The organism is Acinetobacter defluvii, assembly GCF_001704615.3.
Classification (GTDB): Bacteria; Pseudomonadota; Gammaproteobacteria; order Pseudomonadales; family Moraxellaceae; genus Acinetobacter; species Acinetobacter defluvii.
The window spans coordinates 169,577-191,080 of sequence record NZ_CP029396.2 but is presented as its reverse complement, the minus strand read 5'-3'; the positions used below and the strand labels follow the sequence as shown (position 1 = coordinate 191,080).

9 protein-coding genes are annotated in these 21,504 nt (G+C 38.4%); all 9 read left to right on the top strand.

Going from position 1 to position 21,504, the window contains the following annotated elements; all coding sequences use genetic code 11:
- The 9 genes from DJ533_RS01645 to DJ533_RS01605 all read left to right on the top strand — a co-directional run bounded on the left by DJ533_RS01645 (position 1) and on the right by DJ533_RS01605 (position 21,499).
- Positions 1–894, top strand: a complete 894-nt coding sequence (locus DJ533_RS01645; protein WP_005028694.1) for a hypothetical protein — start codon at positions 1–3, stop codon at positions 892–894.
- Positions 895–962: 68 nt separating this feature from the next.
- Positions 963–1,391 carry a hypothetical protein gene (locus tag DJ533_RS01640; protein WP_005028693.1) on the top strand — a complete coding sequence of 143 codons (429 nt, stop codon included), beginning with the start codon at positions 963–965 and terminating at the stop codon, positions 1,389–1,391.
- 9 nt (positions 1,392–1,400) lie between these two features.
- Positions 1,401–2,201 (top strand): hypothetical protein, encoded by an 801-nt coding sequence (locus DJ533_RS01635; RefSeq protein WP_024160804.1) that lies wholly within the window; start codon positions 1,401–1,403, stop codon positions 2,199–2,201.
- Between the two features lie 25 nt (positions 2,202–2,226).
- Positions 2,227–3,189, top strand: coding sequence for a hypothetical protein (locus DJ533_RS01630; protein ID WP_005028689.1), 963 nt, complete (start codon positions 2,227–2,229; stop codon positions 3,187–3,189).
- A gap of 12 nt (positions 3,190–3,201) precedes the next feature.
- On the top strand, positions 3,202–4,038 hold the full coding sequence (locus DJ533_RS01625) for a hypothetical protein (RefSeq protein WP_005028686.1): 837 nt from the start codon (positions 3,202–3,204) through the stop codon (positions 4,036–4,038).
- Positions 4,039–4,043: 5 nt separating this feature from the next.
- Positions 4,044–5,234 carry a hypothetical protein gene (locus tag DJ533_RS01620; protein WP_005028684.1) on the top strand — a complete coding sequence of 397 codons (1,191 nt, stop codon included), beginning with the start codon at positions 4,044–4,046 and terminating at the stop codon, positions 5,232–5,234.
- 12 nt (positions 5,235–5,246) lie between these two features.
- The gene (locus tag DJ533_RS01615) at positions 5,247–6,488 is read left to right on the top strand and encodes a hypothetical protein (protein ID WP_065995268.1); all 1,242 of its coding nucleotides are present in this window, start codon (positions 5,247–5,249) and stop codon (positions 6,486–6,488) included.
- 208 nt (positions 6,489–6,696) lie between these two features.
- Complete coding sequence (locus tag DJ533_RS01610; RefSeq protein WP_065995267.1) at positions 6,697–13,983, top strand: LPD1 domain-containing protein; 7,287 nt, start codon at positions 6,697–6,699, stop codon at positions 13,981–13,983.
- Positions 13,984–14,272: 289 nt separating this feature from the next.
- Positions 14,273–21,499: an LPD1 domain-containing protein gene (locus DJ533_RS01605; protein ID WP_228267127.1), complete on the top strand. Its 7,227-nt coding sequence runs from the start codon at positions 14,273–14,275 to the stop codon at positions 21,497–21,499.
- The last annotated feature ends 5 nt before the right edge of the window (positions 21,500–21,504 follow it).

Below are 21,504 nucleotides of genomic sequence, written 5' to 3'. Positions count from 1 at the left end.
ATGGATCTCTATAAAAACGTAACTGGCGACATCGATGCGATGATTACTTTTGATAAAATCTTAGGTGGTTTTGGTCAAAATACAGTGAATACCACGCGTGAGCGTGTTCAAATCAACTCTAAGCATGAAAAGGTAGAGCGTGAGATTGAAGGTGCCAGTCCGTACCTTAAAAGCGATTATGAGCTATTTGTCGAGCATCACAATATGTTGATGCAAGAGTATCGGGCAACTCAGCTACATTTACGCAATATCTTAGAAAAGAAAAATGAGGTTAAAAGCATTCAAAAGCTTGCGGATCTCTGCGAACGGCACCAGTGCTCCAACATCGCTCAATTATTCGTTGAAAAAAATGAAGATGAATATGTATTGCAATGCTTTCAAGACTTTCAGCAAGACTTAGAAAACAATAATGCTCTCCGAAAAGACTTTAATCACTTTTCAGACTCGTTTGAAGCCTACCGATACAATATGGAGATCTGTAATAAGCTTTCTGGTATCGATCAGCCGTTTACCCTTGAACGTCCGAATGACAGACAGTTGAATTTCGTTATCCATAGTCATGAAAACATCAATAAAACATTGTTGGACTATCAGGCGAAGATCATTGAGCAACAAACAACTGTAGACCAGCTCAAGCAAGATGCTTCCTATACTGCCCTATTTCCGATCGCAACCAATGATAAGAACATGTTCTCAATTGCAGCGACCGAAGTTTATGTAGAACAGTCACCAAAATATCAAGACTATCTTAAGGTCATTAAAAATGAGCTTAAGAACATAAACGAAACGGGTAAAAATACGTTTAGTCAGCATTACAAAGATACTATTACGCAAAGCAATCTTGAAAACGTTAAAACTAAAGAAAGCGCTTCAACTTATAGCAATGGGTTTTAATTAATTTTAAATAAAAACATTTAGGGTGTTTTAAGATAGAATCTAAATACCCTTTAATGGAGTTAAACATGATTCAAACTAAAATCACTGAACCGACAAGAACGCCGTTTAATCCTCATGGTTTTGCAGATGCAACGCCTTTACATGCGTTTTACTTGGAATTATTAGAAAAGGGATTAATCCATAAAGCTCTTGAAGAAGGTAATTTGGAATTTGAAAACCAAAACTTGTTCATGACGATCGATTGGGAATCAATAGACGTTCAAATGGATGCTTATACGTTTGATGTGAAATTAGATATTGTATGTGGCGTCATACTTGATGAACAAAAAGTCACGAATAGCATTCAAGTGTTTATTAATGAGCAAACTTTGTTTATAGCTTCAGCTAAAACCTTTAACCCTAAATCTGGTCTAACGCAAAGTCTTAACTTTGATATTCCTTTACGTGTTTTAAGTCAAATGGGCTATTACGCCCTACCTCTCAAAGAGGACTAAATCGTGGGAATGAGCATAGAAAGCCAAAACATAGCATTGTCTCAAGAGCCTACAACCTTTGTACCAGAAGCTTTTGTACACTCTATTAACTACTTTTGTCAGACCTTAGAGAACACTTTTCATTTTGATAAGCGTTCACTCAATTTCTTTGAACCAGGTACACCAAAAGAATACGGCTTGTATCTTACTGAACAGCATTGCCTTGTTTTTTTGAATGCTTGCAGTAGTGGCTATCTTGGCGAAACACGCAAAGTTACCAGCTTCACCGCTTTTGTGCTTTTAAATCAAAAAAATAATGAATCTGAAATGCTCGACATCACGTTAAACGATCCAAAACGTGTAGAGGAACATTTCAAAACTGCGTCTAAAGATCAGATCAATATTTACTTAAAGAACGTGCATGAATTAAGTAATTTTCTGAAAAATAAGTACTCGGATTCAGGTTTTTTAAAAGATATTGTGACTGAGGAAGGTTTTTCTAAAACCCTAAAGCCATCGGTTTTACAGGAATGCTTAAAAGAGGAAGTAGAGCTAATTAATACTTTAATGTGTTTGGTTAGTACTCAGTTTATATATATTACGACAGCTATTATTTTTAAGCGTCCTATTTTAAAAGAATTCATAAAACTATGTTTAACCAATGAGAAGTATATACTACAATATGGTGAAGAATGGTATTATGATTCTATATATAAGTTCGCTAAAAGGATATATGAGTTAAAACACCTTATAGCTACCTTATATTTAAGTAGTGAAGCTGTAGTAAAAGATGTTGTAGTGCTTTGCGAACTTGCTTCTAAAAAACATTAATCATAACTCTTTTAAAGGGCTAGATATGCGTAACAATCACAAGAAAGCTAAAAGGCTACAACAAGTTCGGGGCAAGACTTTAAGGACTAACCCTAATCTACAAAATGTTAAGCCAGCTTTTAAAACTAAAAGTGCTTTAAGCATTTTTGTTGCTACCGTTATTGGGTGTTCAAGTGCTATTGCAGTTCAACAAAGTTCCGTTGCTTCTGTTACCAGTAATACTCAAAACATGGGTAACTTAAACATCGCAACATCATCGACCATTGCAAGTAGCTCTGGTGGTGATACGCCTTTGTCGAATTCAAATAGCGGATATTATTCGTCTACCAGTTCTAATTCGTCATTCAACTCTACTGCTGCTGAAAACAACTTCATGGCGGTTAAAAAAGGTGAACAAGCAGCTGCTCAAAACATTCAAACCAATATTGAATCATGTGCAACTGATGGGATCGGTAAAGTCGTTAAAGACAACTTAGATCTACAAATGACGGTTTGGGGTCGTCCAATCGATATTAACAAAATGTTCAGTCCAGCTAGTCAAGGTGGCTGTTTTGCTGACATCGGTAAAATCATTGACCTTTCTGTGACTATTCCATCACTTGATACAATCATCAATGCAGCGCAACAAATGGTTGTCGATTACGCGACTAAAAAAGCGTGTGACGCAATGAAAACTGCAAGTACTGAACTTGTTGGCCCATTGAATGATGTTATAGGTGAAATCAACAAAGCTGGTCAATATACTGATGTATCGGGTGCGCTTGGTACTGCTGTGAATGGTCAACTTGGTAAACTTGATCCTGGTCTAGTTATGCCTAGCGGTGCTTTTGAGGGTGGAGATACTTATACAATCAATGGTAGTAGCTCGACTAGTCCAGTTTCTTATTCAACTGATCAAAAAGCCAGTACTAGCACACCGTCTAACGCAAAAACTTCAAGTTCAGAATCTACTTCTGTCACCCAATCAATTAAAGACTTTTTCTCTTAAGTTGGGGGTGGTATGAAAAATAGAAATAATCTGCGTAAAAGAAGAATTACTGTTAATCAGTTTTCACCTGTTAAAGCAATTGCGGTGGGTACTTTAACGGTTGGTCTATTATCCGTACCACTTTTTACCAATGCTTTTAGTCTTGGCACTATCCTTTCTGAGCTTGCAATACAAGCTCAGCAATTGATGGTACGTTCTGCTGTGCGTGTATCTACTCAACAAACAGCGGTCAGTGCAAATCAAATTGTTGATAACCAAACGCGTGATTCAGAAATGATCGTTGCTGGTATTCAAAGTGTCGATAAAAATATTGAGATCAAAAAAGCGATTTTAAATTCTGGTACGAATGCTGCCCTCCCTGATTCAGCTTTTTGTACGGCTCTTGAAGAACGTGAACAAACCGATCTCAATAGAAACTTAAAAGACTTTAACGTTTCTAAATACATGCAAGATGTTTCAGGGAAACTTTTCTCAAATTCAACAGATGAAGCAACCTCACCATATGCGTTTCACTTGGCGACCTCGTGTGGCGTAGAAGAAGCAAAAATGGGTGTCTGTAATTTGATTCCAAATGGTCTGCAGTATGGCGACATTGATACTGCTTTTGTTTTTTCTCGTTCTCGACTTTCTGAACAGCAAGCGACTGTTGCATTGAACTACTCGTCAATTGCATCTAACAACGTTGTTCCAGTCGGATTGATGGAATGCTCTTCATCAACTTGCGTTGATTTTCAAAATAAATACATGGCTGGAAGTACTCTTTCATCACTGGCTAACTATTCGGTGGCTAATAATGTGATGCAACGCACTACACCAAACTCCAATGCTTCAGCCAAATTCTTTGAGTAATGACTATGAGAAAGCGTAAAAATACTTTAAGACAGCCTAAAGGAAAATCAAAGTTTGTACCTGTCATTTTAGGTGCAACTTTGGTGATTAGTAGTCCTGTTTTTGCTGAATGGGCTACGGTTGGTTTGGGTACGATTATGAGCGAGATGTCTTCTCAGATTCCTAAGCATGCAAGCAACCAAGCAAATGATATTCAACAAGTATCTCAAAGTACCCGTAGAAAGTTAGATGATTCGACTGAAAACATCGTTGCAGCGCTTAAAGTTGCGGTGAAGCAAAAGGCGCAAGCTGCTAACCAAATTACCGATGCGACAACTAAAAACACCCAAACTATTGCCTCTGGTATTCAAGCGCTTTTACAGTCAGATACCATGAAAAAAGCACAATTTGCTTATGGCGCCAATACTGGTCAAGGCTTTAAGTCTTGTGAGGTTTTGGCTGAAAATACAAATATGTCGAGTGCATCTGGTCAAGTGATTGATCAAGCAGCTGATATGGCGACTCAAACTTCTCAAGTCGGCGGTAAATTAGTTGGCTCTCAACAGGAAGTGATTAATCAACGCCTAAACGTGCATAAAGCTGAATTCTGTACGGTTGCTGAAGCACAAGCTGGTCAATGTACGTTGTCTAAATTACCGGGTGGCGATACCAATGCTTCCCTACTGTTTAAGTCTGTTGCACCTGGCTCAAAAGAAGCTCTTGCAAGACATTACGTGCGTGAAAACATTTTAGGTACACCAGATAAATCATTGTCTAATGCAACGGCACGTACTCCAGCTGGTCGAGATTATTTGCAAGCAACCAACCAAAAAACAGCTTTACTTGCTATGCCAGCGTATAGCTTGGCGGTTATTGACGCGCAAAATACAAAATCATTCAAAGATATTGACGGCAAAATGGTGTCTGCCAACGATTTGATCGACCAAACAATCGCACGTTACTACGGTGGTCCTGAAGCTAAAAAATGGCAAATGGCGATGGCGATGCAAGATCCACGCGGTCTACTTAAAGAAGCCAATATCATTAACGGCGTTTCTGTTTATTTAGATCTTCAAACTTACAAGCAAAGTTTGCGTGAAGAAGGTTTATTGTCTGCATTACTTTTAGCGAAATCTCAGCCGATAAAAGATGATGTGAAAACGAAATACGGCCAGTCAGTGAAAGTTAAGCTTTCACAAACTATGCCTCAATTTTAAGGAGACTAAATAATGCGTACTCCGAAAAGAACATCACGTAAAGTTATGAAAGCGCCACAAGCGCACGGCTCTCGTTCAAAAATTAGTGCACTCGGTTTAACCCTCGCCATTATTAGCGGTTCTGCATCTGCTTATTACTGTGCTTCCGTGGGCAACCCGATGGCAGTAAATACCTTGAATATGCTTATTCAACAGGCTGATGCGGTGGAAAGCGCTGCGTTACGTGCGTTGGACACAAACTTATCTTTGGGCATTAAAAAGCAACAAGATGATGTGACGGCAGCGATTAAGATCCTGACGAAACAAGAGGCTGTATCTGCTCAAGGTATTTCAGATAACGCACATAAAAACGCACAAAGTCTTGTAACGGCGTACCAAGCTGTTAAACAAAGTGAGCAAATGAAAAAAGCTCAATTTGAGTTTGGTGCACATGGCCAAGCATTTAAAGCGTGTGAAGTTTTAGGCGATCGTGAACAAGCTCAACAAGACAATAAATCTGCTGATAGTTCAATTTTAAATAAAGTTGGCTCTGAAGTGGTTGCTGCGCCTGGTGTCTACATGAACCCTCACAAAGCACAAGAAGCTATGTTACAAGCTCATAATGAGTTTTGTACCACTTCTCAGGCTGCGTCTGGACTATGTGGTGCTGCTGGTGAAAATGCTGGTCTAAGTTTACAAGCTTCAACTTTATTCACGACTGCAGCGCCAGACACGGCGATGGCTCGTGCTCAAAATGCATTGATCAACAACATGGTTGGTCTACCTGATGCTCCAATTGACGGTAGAATTGAGAAAACATCTGCTGGTCAAGATTATGTGATGGCTAAACTGGCGAAAGATGCTTTAACTTCTCCAGCAATTACCTCTTTGAAAGCAATTCAAGCGCAATACTCCCCTGTTGCTGGTGGTGGTACCAATAGTCATGATTCAAGTACCAAACTTGCACCGATGCAACACTTGGAAAAAAGTGTCTCTCGTTATTTAGGTTCAGGGCAAGATTACAAAGACTTTGCTAAATCACAAGCGATTAAAGATGAACGTGGTTTGATGGTCGATGGTTTAATTCAAAGTACTGAACGCTTGAACTTGCAATATCAACAATACAAGTCAAATGAACGTAAAGAAGCGGTATTGGCTGCGCTAGTTTCTGCTGAAAGCAAATTAACTGACGGCTCAATTGAAGTGACTGATCGTTCTAAGTCTACGGGTAACATTCGTAGGATTGCACTTTCACAAGCAATGGCAAGTAAATAGCCTGATTTTTTCATTATCAGGCTGATAATGAAAAAAACTTAAAAAAAAGGGATGGTTTTAAGCCATCCCTTTCTTTGTTTAAAACCCTTTTAGATAGTTTCTTTATATAAATTCTCTTATAATCTTTAGTATATACCGTTCAAAAGTAACCGATGGTGCTTTGATATTTTAATTAAAAGATGCTTATACATATTGCCATGGAGTTTATATGTCAACTAAAAAGAAATGGTTGGATCTGAGTAGCTTTGGCGCTCAACTTGTAGTAACCCCTAAAACTGATTTAAGAAACCAAGCAGCCATTATTAAGATTAAAGATGTTGAGCTTTTAGAGAAAAAGTTGAACACATCCTTAAACAGCTTCTTAACAGGTTTAAAAAAGACTGGAAAGTTTGTTTATATCACCAATGAGCAAAATAACGACCTTAGTTTTATGTATAAGAGTTCGCAAGATAGTCTCTCTCTTGCTGACATAAAATCTGTTTTTCCTTACGACTCTAAAAATGACCTCATTGAAATGGATATGTCAGATATATATCTGCAAAACCCAATGAGTAGTGCTGAAAAAAACCAGTGGCAATCCCTATTTGAACTCAATAATCAAAAGTCCGTTGTGCTTTACCAAGCAAAACAGCAAAAACCGTTTGCCCCAAATACAACCATTATGGGTGCGGTTAAACAATTCAATAAAGCAGATTTAGGCTGGAATAAGCTACCGACATTACTGCAGTCCGTAGATCCATTGCCGTTGGCTGATTTAGACAATTACGGGTACCAAGCAGATAAAACACTGACTCGTTATTATGTTGATAAAGAAGCAGCGCTAAATGCTGGACTCATAGAAGATACGATAGAGCCTATTGAACTAAGCAAACAGCTAGTGATTTCGGTTAATTCAGGCGGTGAAGTACTTGCCCTAAAAGATATTACGCAAATTCCTGAGCTGACCAATTATAAAATATCTTCACATCCAGCATGGCCAGCGTATAACAGCTTACCGAAGCAATTTATTGATATTCGAGAGCTGAATAAGGGGCTGAATACGAGCATTGATCCAATTGTGAATGCGCTTAGATCGGATGATCATGCCGTTAATCACCAAGGATTGATCAAGCTTCAAACCTTAGTCACGAAAATCAATGACTGTTTGTATTCATACGAAGAAAACAGCATCCCGTCAGCATTGGCACCATTTGGTATAGAAACAACTGCGTTACAGCTGGTGGACAATGATTGGAAAGTTTGGGAATACAACAACCAAACTTTAGATGTAGAAGAATTCGACCTTGCCGATAAGATTAAGGACCTGATCCAAAGCGTTCAAAATAATATTAATAATTTAAGAACATTTGATCCCTACTCAATTGGTGATAGCAGTTTTGATCGTGAATTAATTTATGAAAGTTTGGATGACATCGGTACAAGTTTAGAAAGCTTGGATCTCAATCAAATTAAGCAAACCATACCGCCTGAACCTAAGGTTCCAGTAAAACGTTTGTTCAATCGAATTGATCACTTTTTTAGACACACCAAGTTTAAGCCGAACATTCCAGAACCAGTCATTAAGGACTCTTTGACTAAACTCGCTTTAATGCGAAAAATTAAGCAAGAATACCTACAAAAAATTGCAAAGCTCAAAGAAGAACGTCAAGCGATTGTTGAAGCGAAAGCAACACATACCATCAGTGAGCGTATTGAAAAAGCGGTTGCGATTCAAGTCGCTGTTGCTACTGAAAATGCGTATGTTTTGGATCAGCAAGCCTATGACGATCAAGCTTATGAAATGGAATTGGCATTAAGTCAGTTAAACATTGCTTCTACGCGTCTGAACAATCTTTATGATAGTTTTTTTGATTCAGTGATAGACCGTGAAGAATACGGCACGGATCTGGATAACTTCCTACAAAGCGTTGTCACCGATGATGAATTGCAAGATGAAATGCAACGTCTATTGGATGAGGCGAACGAGTTTGAAGCTACTCACACCTCAAATGACATTGACATTTATCATTTCAACGTTGATCTAGGTGAAGAACCTAACGGGCTTTGGAATGAAGCTGTTAACCAGTTTGATGTGGTTCATTATTATGATGAACAAGATCAAGAGTTATCTGCAGTCGAAAAGTTTGAATATTCTATTTTGGGATATTCACCATCTCAAGAATCTGCAATGCCAGATTTTAACGATATGGTGTTCTCGAATGCTGTATCAGTGCTGGATAACAGTATTGAGGACATGATTGCGACCAGTGCTGAAAATGTAGGTAAAAACTACTTTTCATTTCATCAGCAAATGCCTCGTATTCTTCAACAACTGCATAGTATTAATAGCCAATTTACGGCGCTTGGTGATGGTGATGCCCATAGCATTGCATCACAATATTTATCGGATGAAAGCTTAGAGCGATTCTATAACCTGTTAGAACAGGACGGTAACTACAAGGGTTTTAATAAGCGTATCGATGTGGCTCATGTGCTTTCTGAGCTGAGTAGCAATATTGGCAACAATCCTGACTCCCCTATCCTTAACCGATTACCTGATATTAGGTCGCAACTCAATCATGCGATAAATGAGGAATTACGTGTACGCACGAATCCTGGTAATGCACTGGCCAACGCGATTGTTTTTGCTGCGACCAATGAAGTTTTGTCTTTAAAAGAAACACTCGAAAAAGATGAAATCTATGTGGTAGACAGCTTTCAAAACTATCTGCCTAAGGTGATACATAAAGACCACTTCAACTCAAATACACAAGAACAGCTTTTTGCCTTAAATAAAAAGGTCGCGGTAAGTATGGCGTATAAGCGCTATCTACAAGACTTTTATCAAAATGCCGTGGGTGAAGAGTCTAAATCTGAAGCGGTTACTGCCATTATTAATAATGAGCACAAGCATATTTTGATGGCACTAGGTTATCTAACACCGACCTACAATGAAGTCACGGCGCCAAAAGACTCGAAAATTGAAAATGTCGTCACGTTGACTGAAGAAGCGGTAAAAACCTACCTAGCTGAAGGTAACGCTTTGATGGTTGAGCCTGAAGTTAGCGCACGTTCTTTGGCGGTGTATAGCAGTACGATAGCATCTGATCAGAACTTCATTCGCTTACTGCCGATGGATCTAGGTCAAAAGGTTAGTTCATTACAAAAGCAAAAAACCATTATGATTAATGGTGCTTCTTCGTTTGAACATATCCTGAGCTCTAATCCGATCAGCAAAAACAAGCTGACCTATGATGACCTTAAGAATGTAATTCTTAATCGTATTTTGACCAAGGAAGCGGTACCGAAATATGAAAAAGGCTTAAAGCTTGATATTGAAGTTAAGAATGTCTATGAGCATGCATCAAGTTTCTTGCCACTTGAAAAGACCGATGTTAACAGTGAAAATGACTTTGGCAATCTCTTTAAACATGGGCTTGTGCTTGAAGCATTACAATCGACTCCAGACTCACTCAAGAATGGATTTAACCTCAACCGTGATTTAATCAATTCTGCCCTACTGCAGTCATTTGAAAATCGTTCTATTGAAGAATGGACGGCACTAAAAAATAAATCTCTCGAGACAAAAACGGGATCTCTTTTAAGCATTATCACCAATCCAGAACGTATCAAAGAGTTTGAGTTTCCTGAGATAAATTTTTATCTCACGGTTTCACCAGCTGATGAACAAAAGCACGGTGCGATTAACTTATATTTCAGCGGTGAACAGATTCCGTCTACCGATCGCTTAATCGTTAAATCAAGTCTGAATGACTTAGCTGCAGACGATAAGGCGCTGTTTAAAGCTTTGACGCTTAGCAATGATTCAGTTTTAAGTACGCAAGAGCAAATGCAGTACTTGATCGACTCATTAGAAAAACGCTATCAGATCTTCCAGTCGATCGAAAACCTACACCTTAAAGAAAAGGTATTGTTTAACCCTGAGTTGGACGATTACAAGGCATTAACTTTGCGTGATGCCGATAATCAATACATCGATCCAACGGCGAAACAAGATCTAATCGATTTTGTGAAAAGCAATGATGTGATGACCAATGTTGATTTGATGAACGTCTTTACCGACTACATCCATCAAAAAGAAATGGATCAAGCGTTTGAAAACGGCTCCAAAATTATTGTGGCCAATGACGGTGCTGATTTAGTGATTTCTGTCATAGATAAAGACACACCAGTTTTACAGCATGATCAATTACGGGTTTTTGATAATGTTGAGCAGTTTGCTAAATTCAACGAGCGTGGTGGATTGTTTAAAGACTTCCAGTTAAACGGGATAAAAGCGCATCTTGTGGACCAAGTATTAAATGATCTTGGGTTACGTGAAAACATACTGCAGACAATCAAGGTGCCATTATCACCCGGTTTTGAAAATATTGATGTTAAAGGCCTTAATGAGATTGTGGCTGTTAATATTTCAACATTGGTCAATAAAATTGATTTTACCTTTGGTGAAAAGCTACTTGAATCTAAAGACCGGTTCGATCTCGCGATTAAAGTTGCCGATGATCAATCTCCGTTAAAACTGGCCATTGTGAATAATGCCGAACATCAGCAATTTGTTGATCAAGGCTATAAAATTCTTCCTACGCCAAAGCACCCGAACTCTAAGAACTTCTTAATTACTGATTTTGCAAAATCATTCAAAAAAGCAGAATTATTTAAGTCTCGCGATCAAGTATATAAACCTGAACATATGGTTCAAAGCGCACCTGTTGTAGAAGTTGCCCAAGAACCATTGGTTGAAGAACCGATCGTAACTGAACCTGAAGTTCAAAAGCCTACTGAACCAGAAGTACAGGAAGCAACGGTAGAAGTTGTAGAGCCGACTGAGCCAGTTGCTCCAGAGCAAACATCACTGTTTGAGTCTGAGGGTAAGCCTGAAGCTGAAGCACCAAAAGAGCCAAAAACAACCAAACCGAAAGCCACTGAGTCACGTTCTGAAGTTGGACTTATTGAAGATACGGGTATGAAAATGCCTGGTGCGAAAAAGGATCTGTATGGTCCACGTTTATCGCTCAGTCAGATTCAAGATATGTCGCTTTTGCAAGTCAAAAACCTAATTACGCGTGACAAAATTTGGAAAAAGGAATCGGTTTTACAAGCAAAAGAAGCTGGTCGAGATATTTACATTCACTTGCTGACTGACGCTGTACGCAAGATGACGAATGATCAGCCACGTTATCCGCTTGAAAATGCCACTGAAGAACAGTTTAAAAAAGTAGGTGCTGGATACTATGACGCTGTTTTAAGTATGCGTGATGCTTTAATGGAAGCAAAAACAGTTCGTGAATTTATTCCTAATGCATGTGATTTATACGTTCGTTTGAATGAAGACAAAGATCTGTTCACGGCGTTTAAATCATTAGATCGGTCATTATTTTCATTGGTAGAAAGCTATGCTGAATATGCTGCCACTGACATGATTATTAGTTCTGAATTGGCGAAAACCGATAGTAGTGAAGCACGTAAAACGCTCACTGAAGCACTTCATCATTTACGGAAAGAGTTACCGCCAGTTAAAGGCACCTACTCTATCTATAAAAAAATACGTAGTGCGATTGATGCCAAACCGTTCCAAGACAAAGTAAAAGCGACTGTTACTTTTAGAAGTGGCAACATTATAGATTCGAGTACGCTATTTAGCAGATCTGATGCTGGTCTATCTGAACAAGTAATGGATCTGTTAACTGCTAAAAAAACCAAAGACGCAACTGCAGAGAATGATGATACTCAAGAAGTCTCGTTATCTGAAAAGAATGTATCGAACATTGTAGATGACACGGCGAGTACCTTAGATGCCCTATTCAAAGAGTATGCTAAGCCTCGTACTATGCGTAAGGCATTCAAGCTCAGTGATGTGGTTGTGACGGAAAACATTGCTTCACGTAATGGCCAAGATGTTACAGCACATACCTTGCAAGCGACCTTTGGATTTAAAGCCGTAGAGTTTGGCGAGTACTTGAACCAGAGCGATCGTCAAATCGCATTAAATAACGCATATGACGGTTGTTTCGCTCTTGCTAAGGCACTTGATATAGATCCGAAATTTGTTGGCTTTAACGGTATGTTGGGTGTTGCTTTTGGTTCGCGTGGACGTTCCGCTGCGATGGCACATTACGAGCCATCTAACCGTGTGATTAACTTAACCAAGAATTCAGGTTTTGGCTCGTTTGGTCATGAATTTTTCCATGCCTATGACCATCTCATTTTTAGTGCGATGACACGCAATCAACCAAAAATGATGATGGAAAACGTACAGCCTTATCTAACTCGTTTTGCAGAATTGAATAACATTAAGTCTGAGAAGTATGCCAACATTAACCAAGATTTGTTGCAAGCTGCAGCCAAAGTAAATCAAGCGATGTATTACTTGCCAATGAAAAAGGATGACTCGATAGAAGTACTTCGCACGAATCTTGAGAATCAAGTCAAGTTTTATGAAACCAGCATCAAAACGATTTTGGATAAAACATTGGTAGATCAACCTGACATTGTTGATTTGTTTACGCCAGATAGAGACAGCATAAAAGAGAAAATTAATACGTTTATTGCGGAACGTGGCAAGTTGCATACTGAACTATCTTCATTGATTAACTTCGCTAATCGTCATGAAGATCCTGAACTTTTCCAAAAGGACGCCATACAGCATAGACGTTATATGCACGTTGCCCACGGCTTACAAAAGTTCTTGTCTGAAAATGAGTATCCAATCCCACGGACTGAGCTCAACAAATATATCACGCAATCTCGTTCTGAAATTGATCATGATCGTGTCTTTGCAGCGCAAGTACTTGGTGCAGCGAACAGTACAGTCTTTAGATCAGTTGTATTCCGTGATTATCGACAAATGTTGCGTAGTCAGTTTGCGATATGTGCACTCGACTTCATCAAAGAAAACAGCCCTAAACCATTGTCAGATGAACACTTAAAGTTAATTTCTTTAAGCTTACAGACGAACGATCGCTTAACATCAGCTAATCAATCTCAGCTAAAAACTGATTTCTACAAAAATGCGATGGTATTAGAGGGCTTAACAAGTGCTAAGAAGCCGTATTGGACGACCGCACATGAAATGTTTGCCCGTAGTGGTGAGCAGTACTTACAAGTGACCTTAGCAGAAATGAACTTGCGTAATGATTGGCTTGTTTACCCATGTCCTGAAGGTGGTTCATCTTCTGTAACTCAACCGCATGGTATAGAAAAAGATGCAATCATGAAGGAGATTCGCGAATTTACGGTGAAGGGCCTGGACTATATTCAGGAAAATATTGCTGAACTGCGTTTTGCTGATCATCAGCAGTATGTCAGAAATGCAATGCACTTCTTCCAACCGGGTACAGATCAACATGAGAACCTAGTTAAATGGAATGAAGTCATTAATGAGATGTCACAAGCTGAATACGATGAATATTGGACTAAGCTCATGACCAACATTGAAGTACAAGCAGATCCAGAATTAAGCAAACAAAAGAATAGCGATCCTGAATTGGCACTATAAGCAATTTTGAGATCTTAGATGCTATCCCCTGTGGGTGGCATCTTTTTTTTATTTAAACCTTATAAATGGAATCATGGGGCGCTATACGGTGGCATTTTTATTTATAAAAAAAGAAAGAATAGTGCACGGTTTTAGATTGCTATTTACTCGGTATATACTATTTTAAAGAATAACGCCTAAACCCTCCCTCAAAGTTAATTTTTTAGTTTAATATAAGCACATATAAGTACTCGTAAGAGTCGTTTTAAAGTCTTGGATCATGCTATGTGACCAAGTAGGAGACTATAAAGTGAATGAAGTTAAATGGCCTAATTTAACTGGTCTTGGTGCGCGTCTTGTAGTATCGCCAGCCAACAATTTTCGCCAAAAAACGGCGATGCTTGTTGTTAATGAATTTGAGCAATTCAAAAAATCTATTGAACAAAACAGTTCTAAGCAATTTGAACAAGTGTTAATGGATGCCCATTTTTATGAAGTGCAAAATGATGATGGTATTCATGCGTACTACTATAAAAACCCGGCAAAGTCTGGTATCGATCTAAACGATCTTCAGAAGGTCTTTCCAGCGTTTACCAACGATATGAAAGTACCGACTAAGCAAGAAGATATTTATCTCACCAATCTACCATTTAAGAAGAACATTCCGAACTGGAAAAGTTACTTCGCATCAGCAACCGAACGCCTTTCCGCTTTCCCTGAAGTGTATGTCAGTAAGCTAAACAATGGATCTAATATCCTTGATACGCTGAAAACCAGTCTTCAGGAATCGAACAAATCCTACTTGGCTCAATTTCAGTCTTCAAAAATTCCGTTTAATCGTCTTCAAGATTATGGCTATGAAAATATCTTCTCTAAAGTCTATCTAGATGAAGAATCAGCGATGGCCAGTGGCGAAAGTCCAGATAATCTAGCCAAAATTAAGTTGTCTCCATTTGCAGTACCCGTCAATTACGAAAAAGATGGTTCGTTACTGATTATTGATGACTTGCGCCATATTCCTGAAATCTTTGCTCATGATCCGTATGAAGCATTGGGGTTAAATGACAATATTAACCTGGTGCATTTTGCTCATGAATACGAGTCCACTTTTAATCAGCTGATTGAACATGGCCGTGGCAACAGAATGTTTAACATGAGCTTTAAAGATGTTGATGCTTATGTACAAAAATTAGCTTCTGATCTTGTTGTGATAGACCGTGTGTTTAATCAACAGCAATTGCCGTATCCAAAGCTATTAGAATCAGCTAATCAAGGTATTCCAGCTTTTTATAAAGATGAACACGGCACATGGATGGCGTCTAAACAAGGTATTGAAACACGCCTTGTAGATAAAATGGTGTATGACGCTGCCATGCTTCGCCATGATGTCTTACAACAAATGGTACGCCAGATGCCAACAGGTAAAGTTTACTTTGCCGATCTGAGCCAAGAGTTCTCTGAATTCTCTGTAAACATCGTTCCTAAGTTTAATGCGTTCTATGATCACCAATCTGCTGAAATCAAACAGCGTAAACTAGAAGAACAACTCAATGAATCAAATGTTAACGAGATCTTGAATGATCTTGATGTTAATTTTGAGGCAACTGAGAAGGCATCTATTACTGAGTCTGATCTACTCAACATTGCAAATGACCTCCCTACTCCAGAAATTGATGATGTTGCCGTACTGAAAGAGCTCTTAAAGTTTCCTGAAGAATTATTGGATGCAAGAGGCAATGACAAGGTGCGTGATTTCGCGCCGTCTATGCTTGAAATTAGACAGATCTTGGATGTCTATGTCATTCCTAAGGCTACTGAACAAGCTCAACAAATTGAGAAGCAATATAGTGATTATCTAAATCAGAAATATGCTGAAATTCAAGATGTCGTGCGCTCAGCTACACAAACAAAAAACTTCAGCGTAGATGATATTCAAGCGATCTCTGACGAAATCGACACACACAATGTTGAGATCTCAAAACAGTACAATGAAGTTAAAAAAGTCTTATGGCAAAGTGAAACTTTGGTATCTGGCATTACGTCTGCAACAAATACCTTTTTGTTTAATAAAAACAGCTTCTACTACGCTAAAGATGAAAACGGCAAATTTGTAGGTTTTGAATCTGAAGTAGAAAGCAATCAACATAAAGCGGATCTGTTCAAATTACTATCTAAGCAATTCGACAATCAATTGGTTTCAATTAACACGCCTGAGCTTCAGGAATTTGTGAATAATGAAACTGCAGTTGATATGTTGATGTCACGCACGAACAATTATGTTGAGCAAAATATCAATGATTTTGTTGCTGGTGATTTTTCTGCGCCTTTAGAGCTAGAGCAAGATGTACAGCGTTTAGAGTTAAGCGATCTGTGCACGGCTGATCTTGCTAATAACGATAAATTAGCTTCAGCGTATTTTGAAGAGTTTACTCGGCTTCTTGATGAATCAAACTTTGATGAAGCATTTTTAAAACAATCTCTATCACAAACTAAAAGTGCGTCATTCTTAAAGAACGGTGTAAATGAGATTTTATTCCGTAATTTATTGGTGCCAAATGCAAGTGAAAACTTCAATCGTAAGACTAAATCTGATTCTGTTCCTGAGGATATTCTTGCTAAAACTTCATCACATACAGATGGGTTTAGTCTGGACCGTCAGTTCAATCGCTTTGTTGAAGTTCAAAGCTTCCAAAAGGCATTAACAGCCAAATATCCGCAACAAGACTGGTCATTTATCACAAAGGATGACCGTGGCGAAAACATCAAGTCGATTGCTGAAGATATGCAGTCTGACATGGAAGAAGACCGTAAAGATGCAAAGGATCTGTTGTCGAGTATCGAACGTCAGTTTTATTCTAAAAATTCGACCTTATTTGTCTCGAACATGGATCTCGCTGCAGATGAAATCTATGTTCAGATTAAACCAACGGGTGACATTGACGATTTAAAAGTTAAAACCGTTAAATCAAATGAATTTGATGAAAACAAACATTTTTCATTGTCTACCGATGGCTACAAAGCAACAAATCAAGCGTATGCGAACATTGCCAAGTATTTTGTTGAAAAAACCCTATATCTAGAAGATGGCGATTATGACAAGGCACAAAAACTAGCTGCCTTAGTGATTGCTGGTGAAGATAAAGAGCTCAAACAAGAAACTAAGAAAGTCTTTGGTGTAGAGCTGACTGCAGATGACTTGAAGCAAGTCCAAAGCATGCAGTTAGAAGATGGTAAGCTCCAGTTAAACAAAACTGCCCTACCGAACCACAACTACAACAACATTCAGCTATTCAACTATCTGAACCTGATTGATATTAATCAGCGTACAGTTTTTGGCAAATTTGATGTTGAAGTACAAAAAGAATTTGAGGTGATTAAGGATCTTCTCAAACCTAATGTAGCTTTTCAGAATAACGTTAAATATTTTTCTCTAACAGCTGAAGAAGAGAACGTACAGTTCAATAGTGAATCTGAATACTTTAACACTCAGCTAGAAAATGCTGTAAAGCACTATGAAGATCACCACGGCGCAATCAAGATCCCTGATCATGATTTGTTTATCACTGTGTTTCAAAAGAATGATCTTCAGTATATACGCCTCTACAATCATAAAGACAAAAATGCGCCGTTTATTGGGCATTCAGTTTCCCTAGATGCCAATATACATAAGGCTACTGGCTTTAATGATAGAGATGCGGTTAAAACGTCTGCGAATGCTTTGTTTAAGTTATCGACTTCACGCAACAGCATGACGTTTATGCCTCCAGCTAAGTTCACTTTTGAAAAATATTACGAGTCAGATCTCAACTTCTTCAAAGCTAAAGATAGTCAGCAAACTTTAATCAATAAAGTGTTTACGTCTTTACCAAACAAGATGTTCCAGTACATTTCTGATCATCCATCTAATTTCAACTCTAAATTAGATTTCATCAGCAATCTTAATTCTGCAACATACGAAAAGTTTGAGGATCTTAGCTACGATAAAAAACCGAATGAAGTCACTGAGCTTCTGAGCAACATCTCTCCAGCGTACACCTATGTTATCGCTCATGTAGATGGCCAGACAGCAATCATGCCTAAAAACTTAACCAAAGTTTTTGATGTTCAGGCATTTGAAGAAGTTCATCCGTTTGATTTGGTGAACTCTAAACTTCAGAAAAGTGATCTTAAAGAACTTTTTAGCAATGGTATCAATGGTGAACCTGATCCGTTCATTAATAAGCTCAAATTTAGTGTTGTATTAAACCGTGTAGGTAATCCAGAACTTGAGGATATTCAGCCTAGATTTATGTTAGAGCAGATCGCCGTGAATGAGGCGTTTGCAGAAAAATATAAAACCTTAACCGCTTTAAATGAAGTCAATGCCGTCATGCTTGAGCATGTCAAAGCATTACAAGATACGATTAAACAGGCTTATGCTGAGCATTTTGTAGGTTCCAACCCTAAAGTTCACCAATACAAGTTGCTAAACAAATCATCTCAACAAGATGAAACACCGCAATTGTTTATGGTTGATACGGACTATGAGCCTCAATTAACTGCCGTGCTTCTTCGTATACCGTCTCATGACTATCAGTATCAATTGATTACTGGTTTTGATGATGTAGACCAGTTTAGTCACGAAATCTTAAATGCTATCGAATCTAAGGTTAATTTCGGTACCACTTTAGAGCAATTAGCACTATCTAACTTGCCTGAAATTCAGATTAAACACAAAACTGACTTTGAGAATAAACAGTTAGCAAGTTTGCATTTCCAAACTTTGATTACGAATACGCTTGGTGCTCTATACGATCAAACCGCACACATAAAGCCGTATATCAAAACTGAAAATCACAAATTGTTTTTGGCCATCAAGCCATCGACCGACAATGAATATGCATCGGTTAAACTTTTTGGTGATAAGTCCGATATTCACGGTGATTACAAGTCTCTGTGCGTTTTTCCTGTTAAAAGTATGCGCTCAGTTGAAGATGTCTTACAACTTCAAAACCGTGTGTTTACTGACTTCACGTTTATCGATCAATTGGTACCAAAAGACAAATATGTGCCTGTTGATGTAAAGGTAGAGCCAAGTGACTCCCCTGCTACGTACTTAGGTGATGTAGGTGCCAAGTTTGGCGGTGCACATAAAGATCGCTACGGTGAATACATTTCATTGGAATATATTTCAGCGACATCAGCCGATCAAACAGCTACGGACTATCGAAAAGCAAAAATCGTTGCAAATAAAGAATTCCAAGCTTGGTACACCAATACGCCACTCGGTATTGATGACAAAATATTCGTAAAGGCAATGTATGACTACTGCCCAACTAAACCGTTATTCTCTAAAAATGCGTTGATGCTTGATAGCCAACGAGCGACAGAATTACGTGCGTATGTGGCTGTTGTTTCTAACATCAGAAATTTGATGGTAGATACTCAAGAAGAGTTGATTCATGCGGTAAGAAACAATAAAAGCTTATCTGCTGAAAGTCTTGGTATGACTGATCGCCAACGTAAAGACTATATCGGGCTTTATAGTAAAGGTACCAAGAACAACTACAAAAACTACTTCGAATTGCTTAGCAATTTGAATGAGTACTACATTATGCCAGAACATACAGGCGGTATCAGTGTTCAGCTTGAGAAAATCATCGAAAAAACGATTGATAAAGAACTCAGTGAGATTCTATCAACAGGTAAGATCTTTGATTTTTACGGTAAGTCGAAAGTCACTAAAGATGTGAGCGATGCGATCAGCAACATGCAACGTACTGGCTTATATTCAACTGTGCTTGAACCATACGTTCTGAAAAGTGCGATTGAAAGTGGTTTAGTTAAAGCTGAATCTGCACCTATTTATGTTAAAGATCCTGTTGCACCAGTTATAGAAGCAACGACTGAAGCTGTGAATACACCTAAAGCACCACGTTTGCCGTCATTTACCAGTGAAGTGAAAAAACTTGAAAATGGCTTTGTGACTGAAAAAGTCCAATCAAGTATTTACGGATTGTTAAATTACTCTCGTACTGGTCCTGATCATCGCCAAGGTGCCGATGTGGATTCATTCAAGCTTAAAGATGACTTTTCTATCCGTGGTGTTGAAGTAGGCAATAAAGTTAGTCCTGTGGCTCAACAGTTGGTTAATGCCGTGTATGACTCATTGGCTGACTTAAAACAACTCATGGGCTTTAAATCAAACAATGGTTTATTGAACTTGGGTGTTGCTTTGGCTTCACGCGGAATTAAAGGATCTGCAGCGCATTTTGAACTGTCTAAGAACGTGGTTAACTTAACTCGTGATAGCGGATCTGGAAGTTTGGCTCATGAGTATGGCCATGCGCTAGATGCACACTTGGGAATGTTGGAAAAAGCGGAAGTATATAAAAATCACGCTCAAATGAATCGTTCTGTACTTCAGGACTATTATGAAGACATCCCTAATTTTGAGATACCAGGTGCACGACACTTCTTATCAAATATGTTGGATGCTGGATACTCCCCTGTTACTGAGTCCGGTCGTGCTTTTGAAAAGGTACATCGTGCGATGATGAATGAGCCAGTTCAGCCAATGAAAAATTACGGTCAAGTACTTCATGAGAATGCTGAGACTGCAATCAAGGCGTACCACACTGTTGCTGATTCAATGCATGATGAAGTGATTAAGAATAAAGAGAATTATCCTAATTCTACGCGCAAAACCTTAAACAGCTTCTTTGACTGGCACCAAAAGCACTATGAAGATCTCATTCGCCGTCAGTTTGAGAAAATTGAAGAGTACTTGAAGAAGTATGAGCGTGAATATAAAGCTGATACAAACCTATCTTTCTTCAGTACAGTTCAAGACAAGGTGGATGTCATTGTCTCTAAAATTAACACTGACATTAATGCTATAAGCTTTAAGTCGTTTGAGCGCTATCAGCAAAAACTTAATGATATGCGCCAGCCAGAACATCATTTACCTACAACCGGTTTGGAAGAAAAAATTACAGGTGTTGCGAACGCAGCGAATGTGGATTTAAAAACACTATCGCAAAACCTATCTGAATACTTGATAGAGTCATCTAAATACAAGTTCTATAACCTGGTAGAGAAGTACATGCCTGAGGGAGTTAAAAATCCTCATACTCAAATGCAAAACTTCTTTGATAAGTCGCAAGACGTTGAAGTTAACGTAGGTGATATTCGTTTTAGTGACAATCTATCGCGTTATAAAAAGGATTGTTTAAATATCGACAGTGCTGAAAATCGTGCAACGCCGTATTACGCGACCAGTACCGAAATGTTTGCTCGTTATTTTGAGACTTATTTGTACTCTAAAGTTTCAAATGAAAATGAAATGAAAAACTCATTTTTAATTGACGGCTACCCTACCGTACAACCTAAAGGTTTAGAGTTTGAGATCTGCAGAAACTTGACTGAACAATTAGTCGAAACTTGTGTGAATGAAATATTTGATCAAGATCTGCAAAACGAAAATACCCAAAAAATTATTGCTGAAGTTTCGATTGAAAAAGAAAATGAAGCTGACCAATTAAGACTTGAGATGTGAGATAA

Coding starts and splice junctions, on each gene's coding strand:
- DJ533_RS01645 (WP_005028694.1), top strand. CDS start 1: ATGGATCTCTATAAAAACGTAACTGGCGACATCGATGCGATGATTACT.
- DJ533_RS01640 (WP_005028693.1), top strand. CDS start 963: ATGATTCAAACTAAAATCACTGAACCGACAAGAACGCCGTTTAATCCT.
- DJ533_RS01635 (WP_024160804.1), top strand. CDS start 1,401: ATGAGCATAGAAAGCCAAAACATAGCATTGTCTCAAGAGCCTACAACC.
- DJ533_RS01630 (WP_005028689.1), top strand. CDS start 2,227: ATGCGTAACAATCACAAGAAAGCTAAAAGGCTACAACAAGTTCGGGGC.
- DJ533_RS01625 (WP_005028686.1), top strand. CDS start 3,202: ATGAAAAATAGAAATAATCTGCGTAAAAGAAGAATTACTGTTAATCAG.
- DJ533_RS01620 (WP_005028684.1), top strand. CDS start 4,044: ATGAGAAAGCGTAAAAATACTTTAAGACAGCCTAAAGGAAAATCAAAG.
- DJ533_RS01615 (WP_065995268.1), top strand. CDS start 5,247: ATGCGTACTCCGAAAAGAACATCACGTAAAGTTATGAAAGCGCCACAA.
- DJ533_RS01610 (WP_065995267.1), top strand. CDS start 6,697: ATGTCAACTAAAAAGAAATGGTTGGATCTGAGTAGCTTTGGCGCTCAA.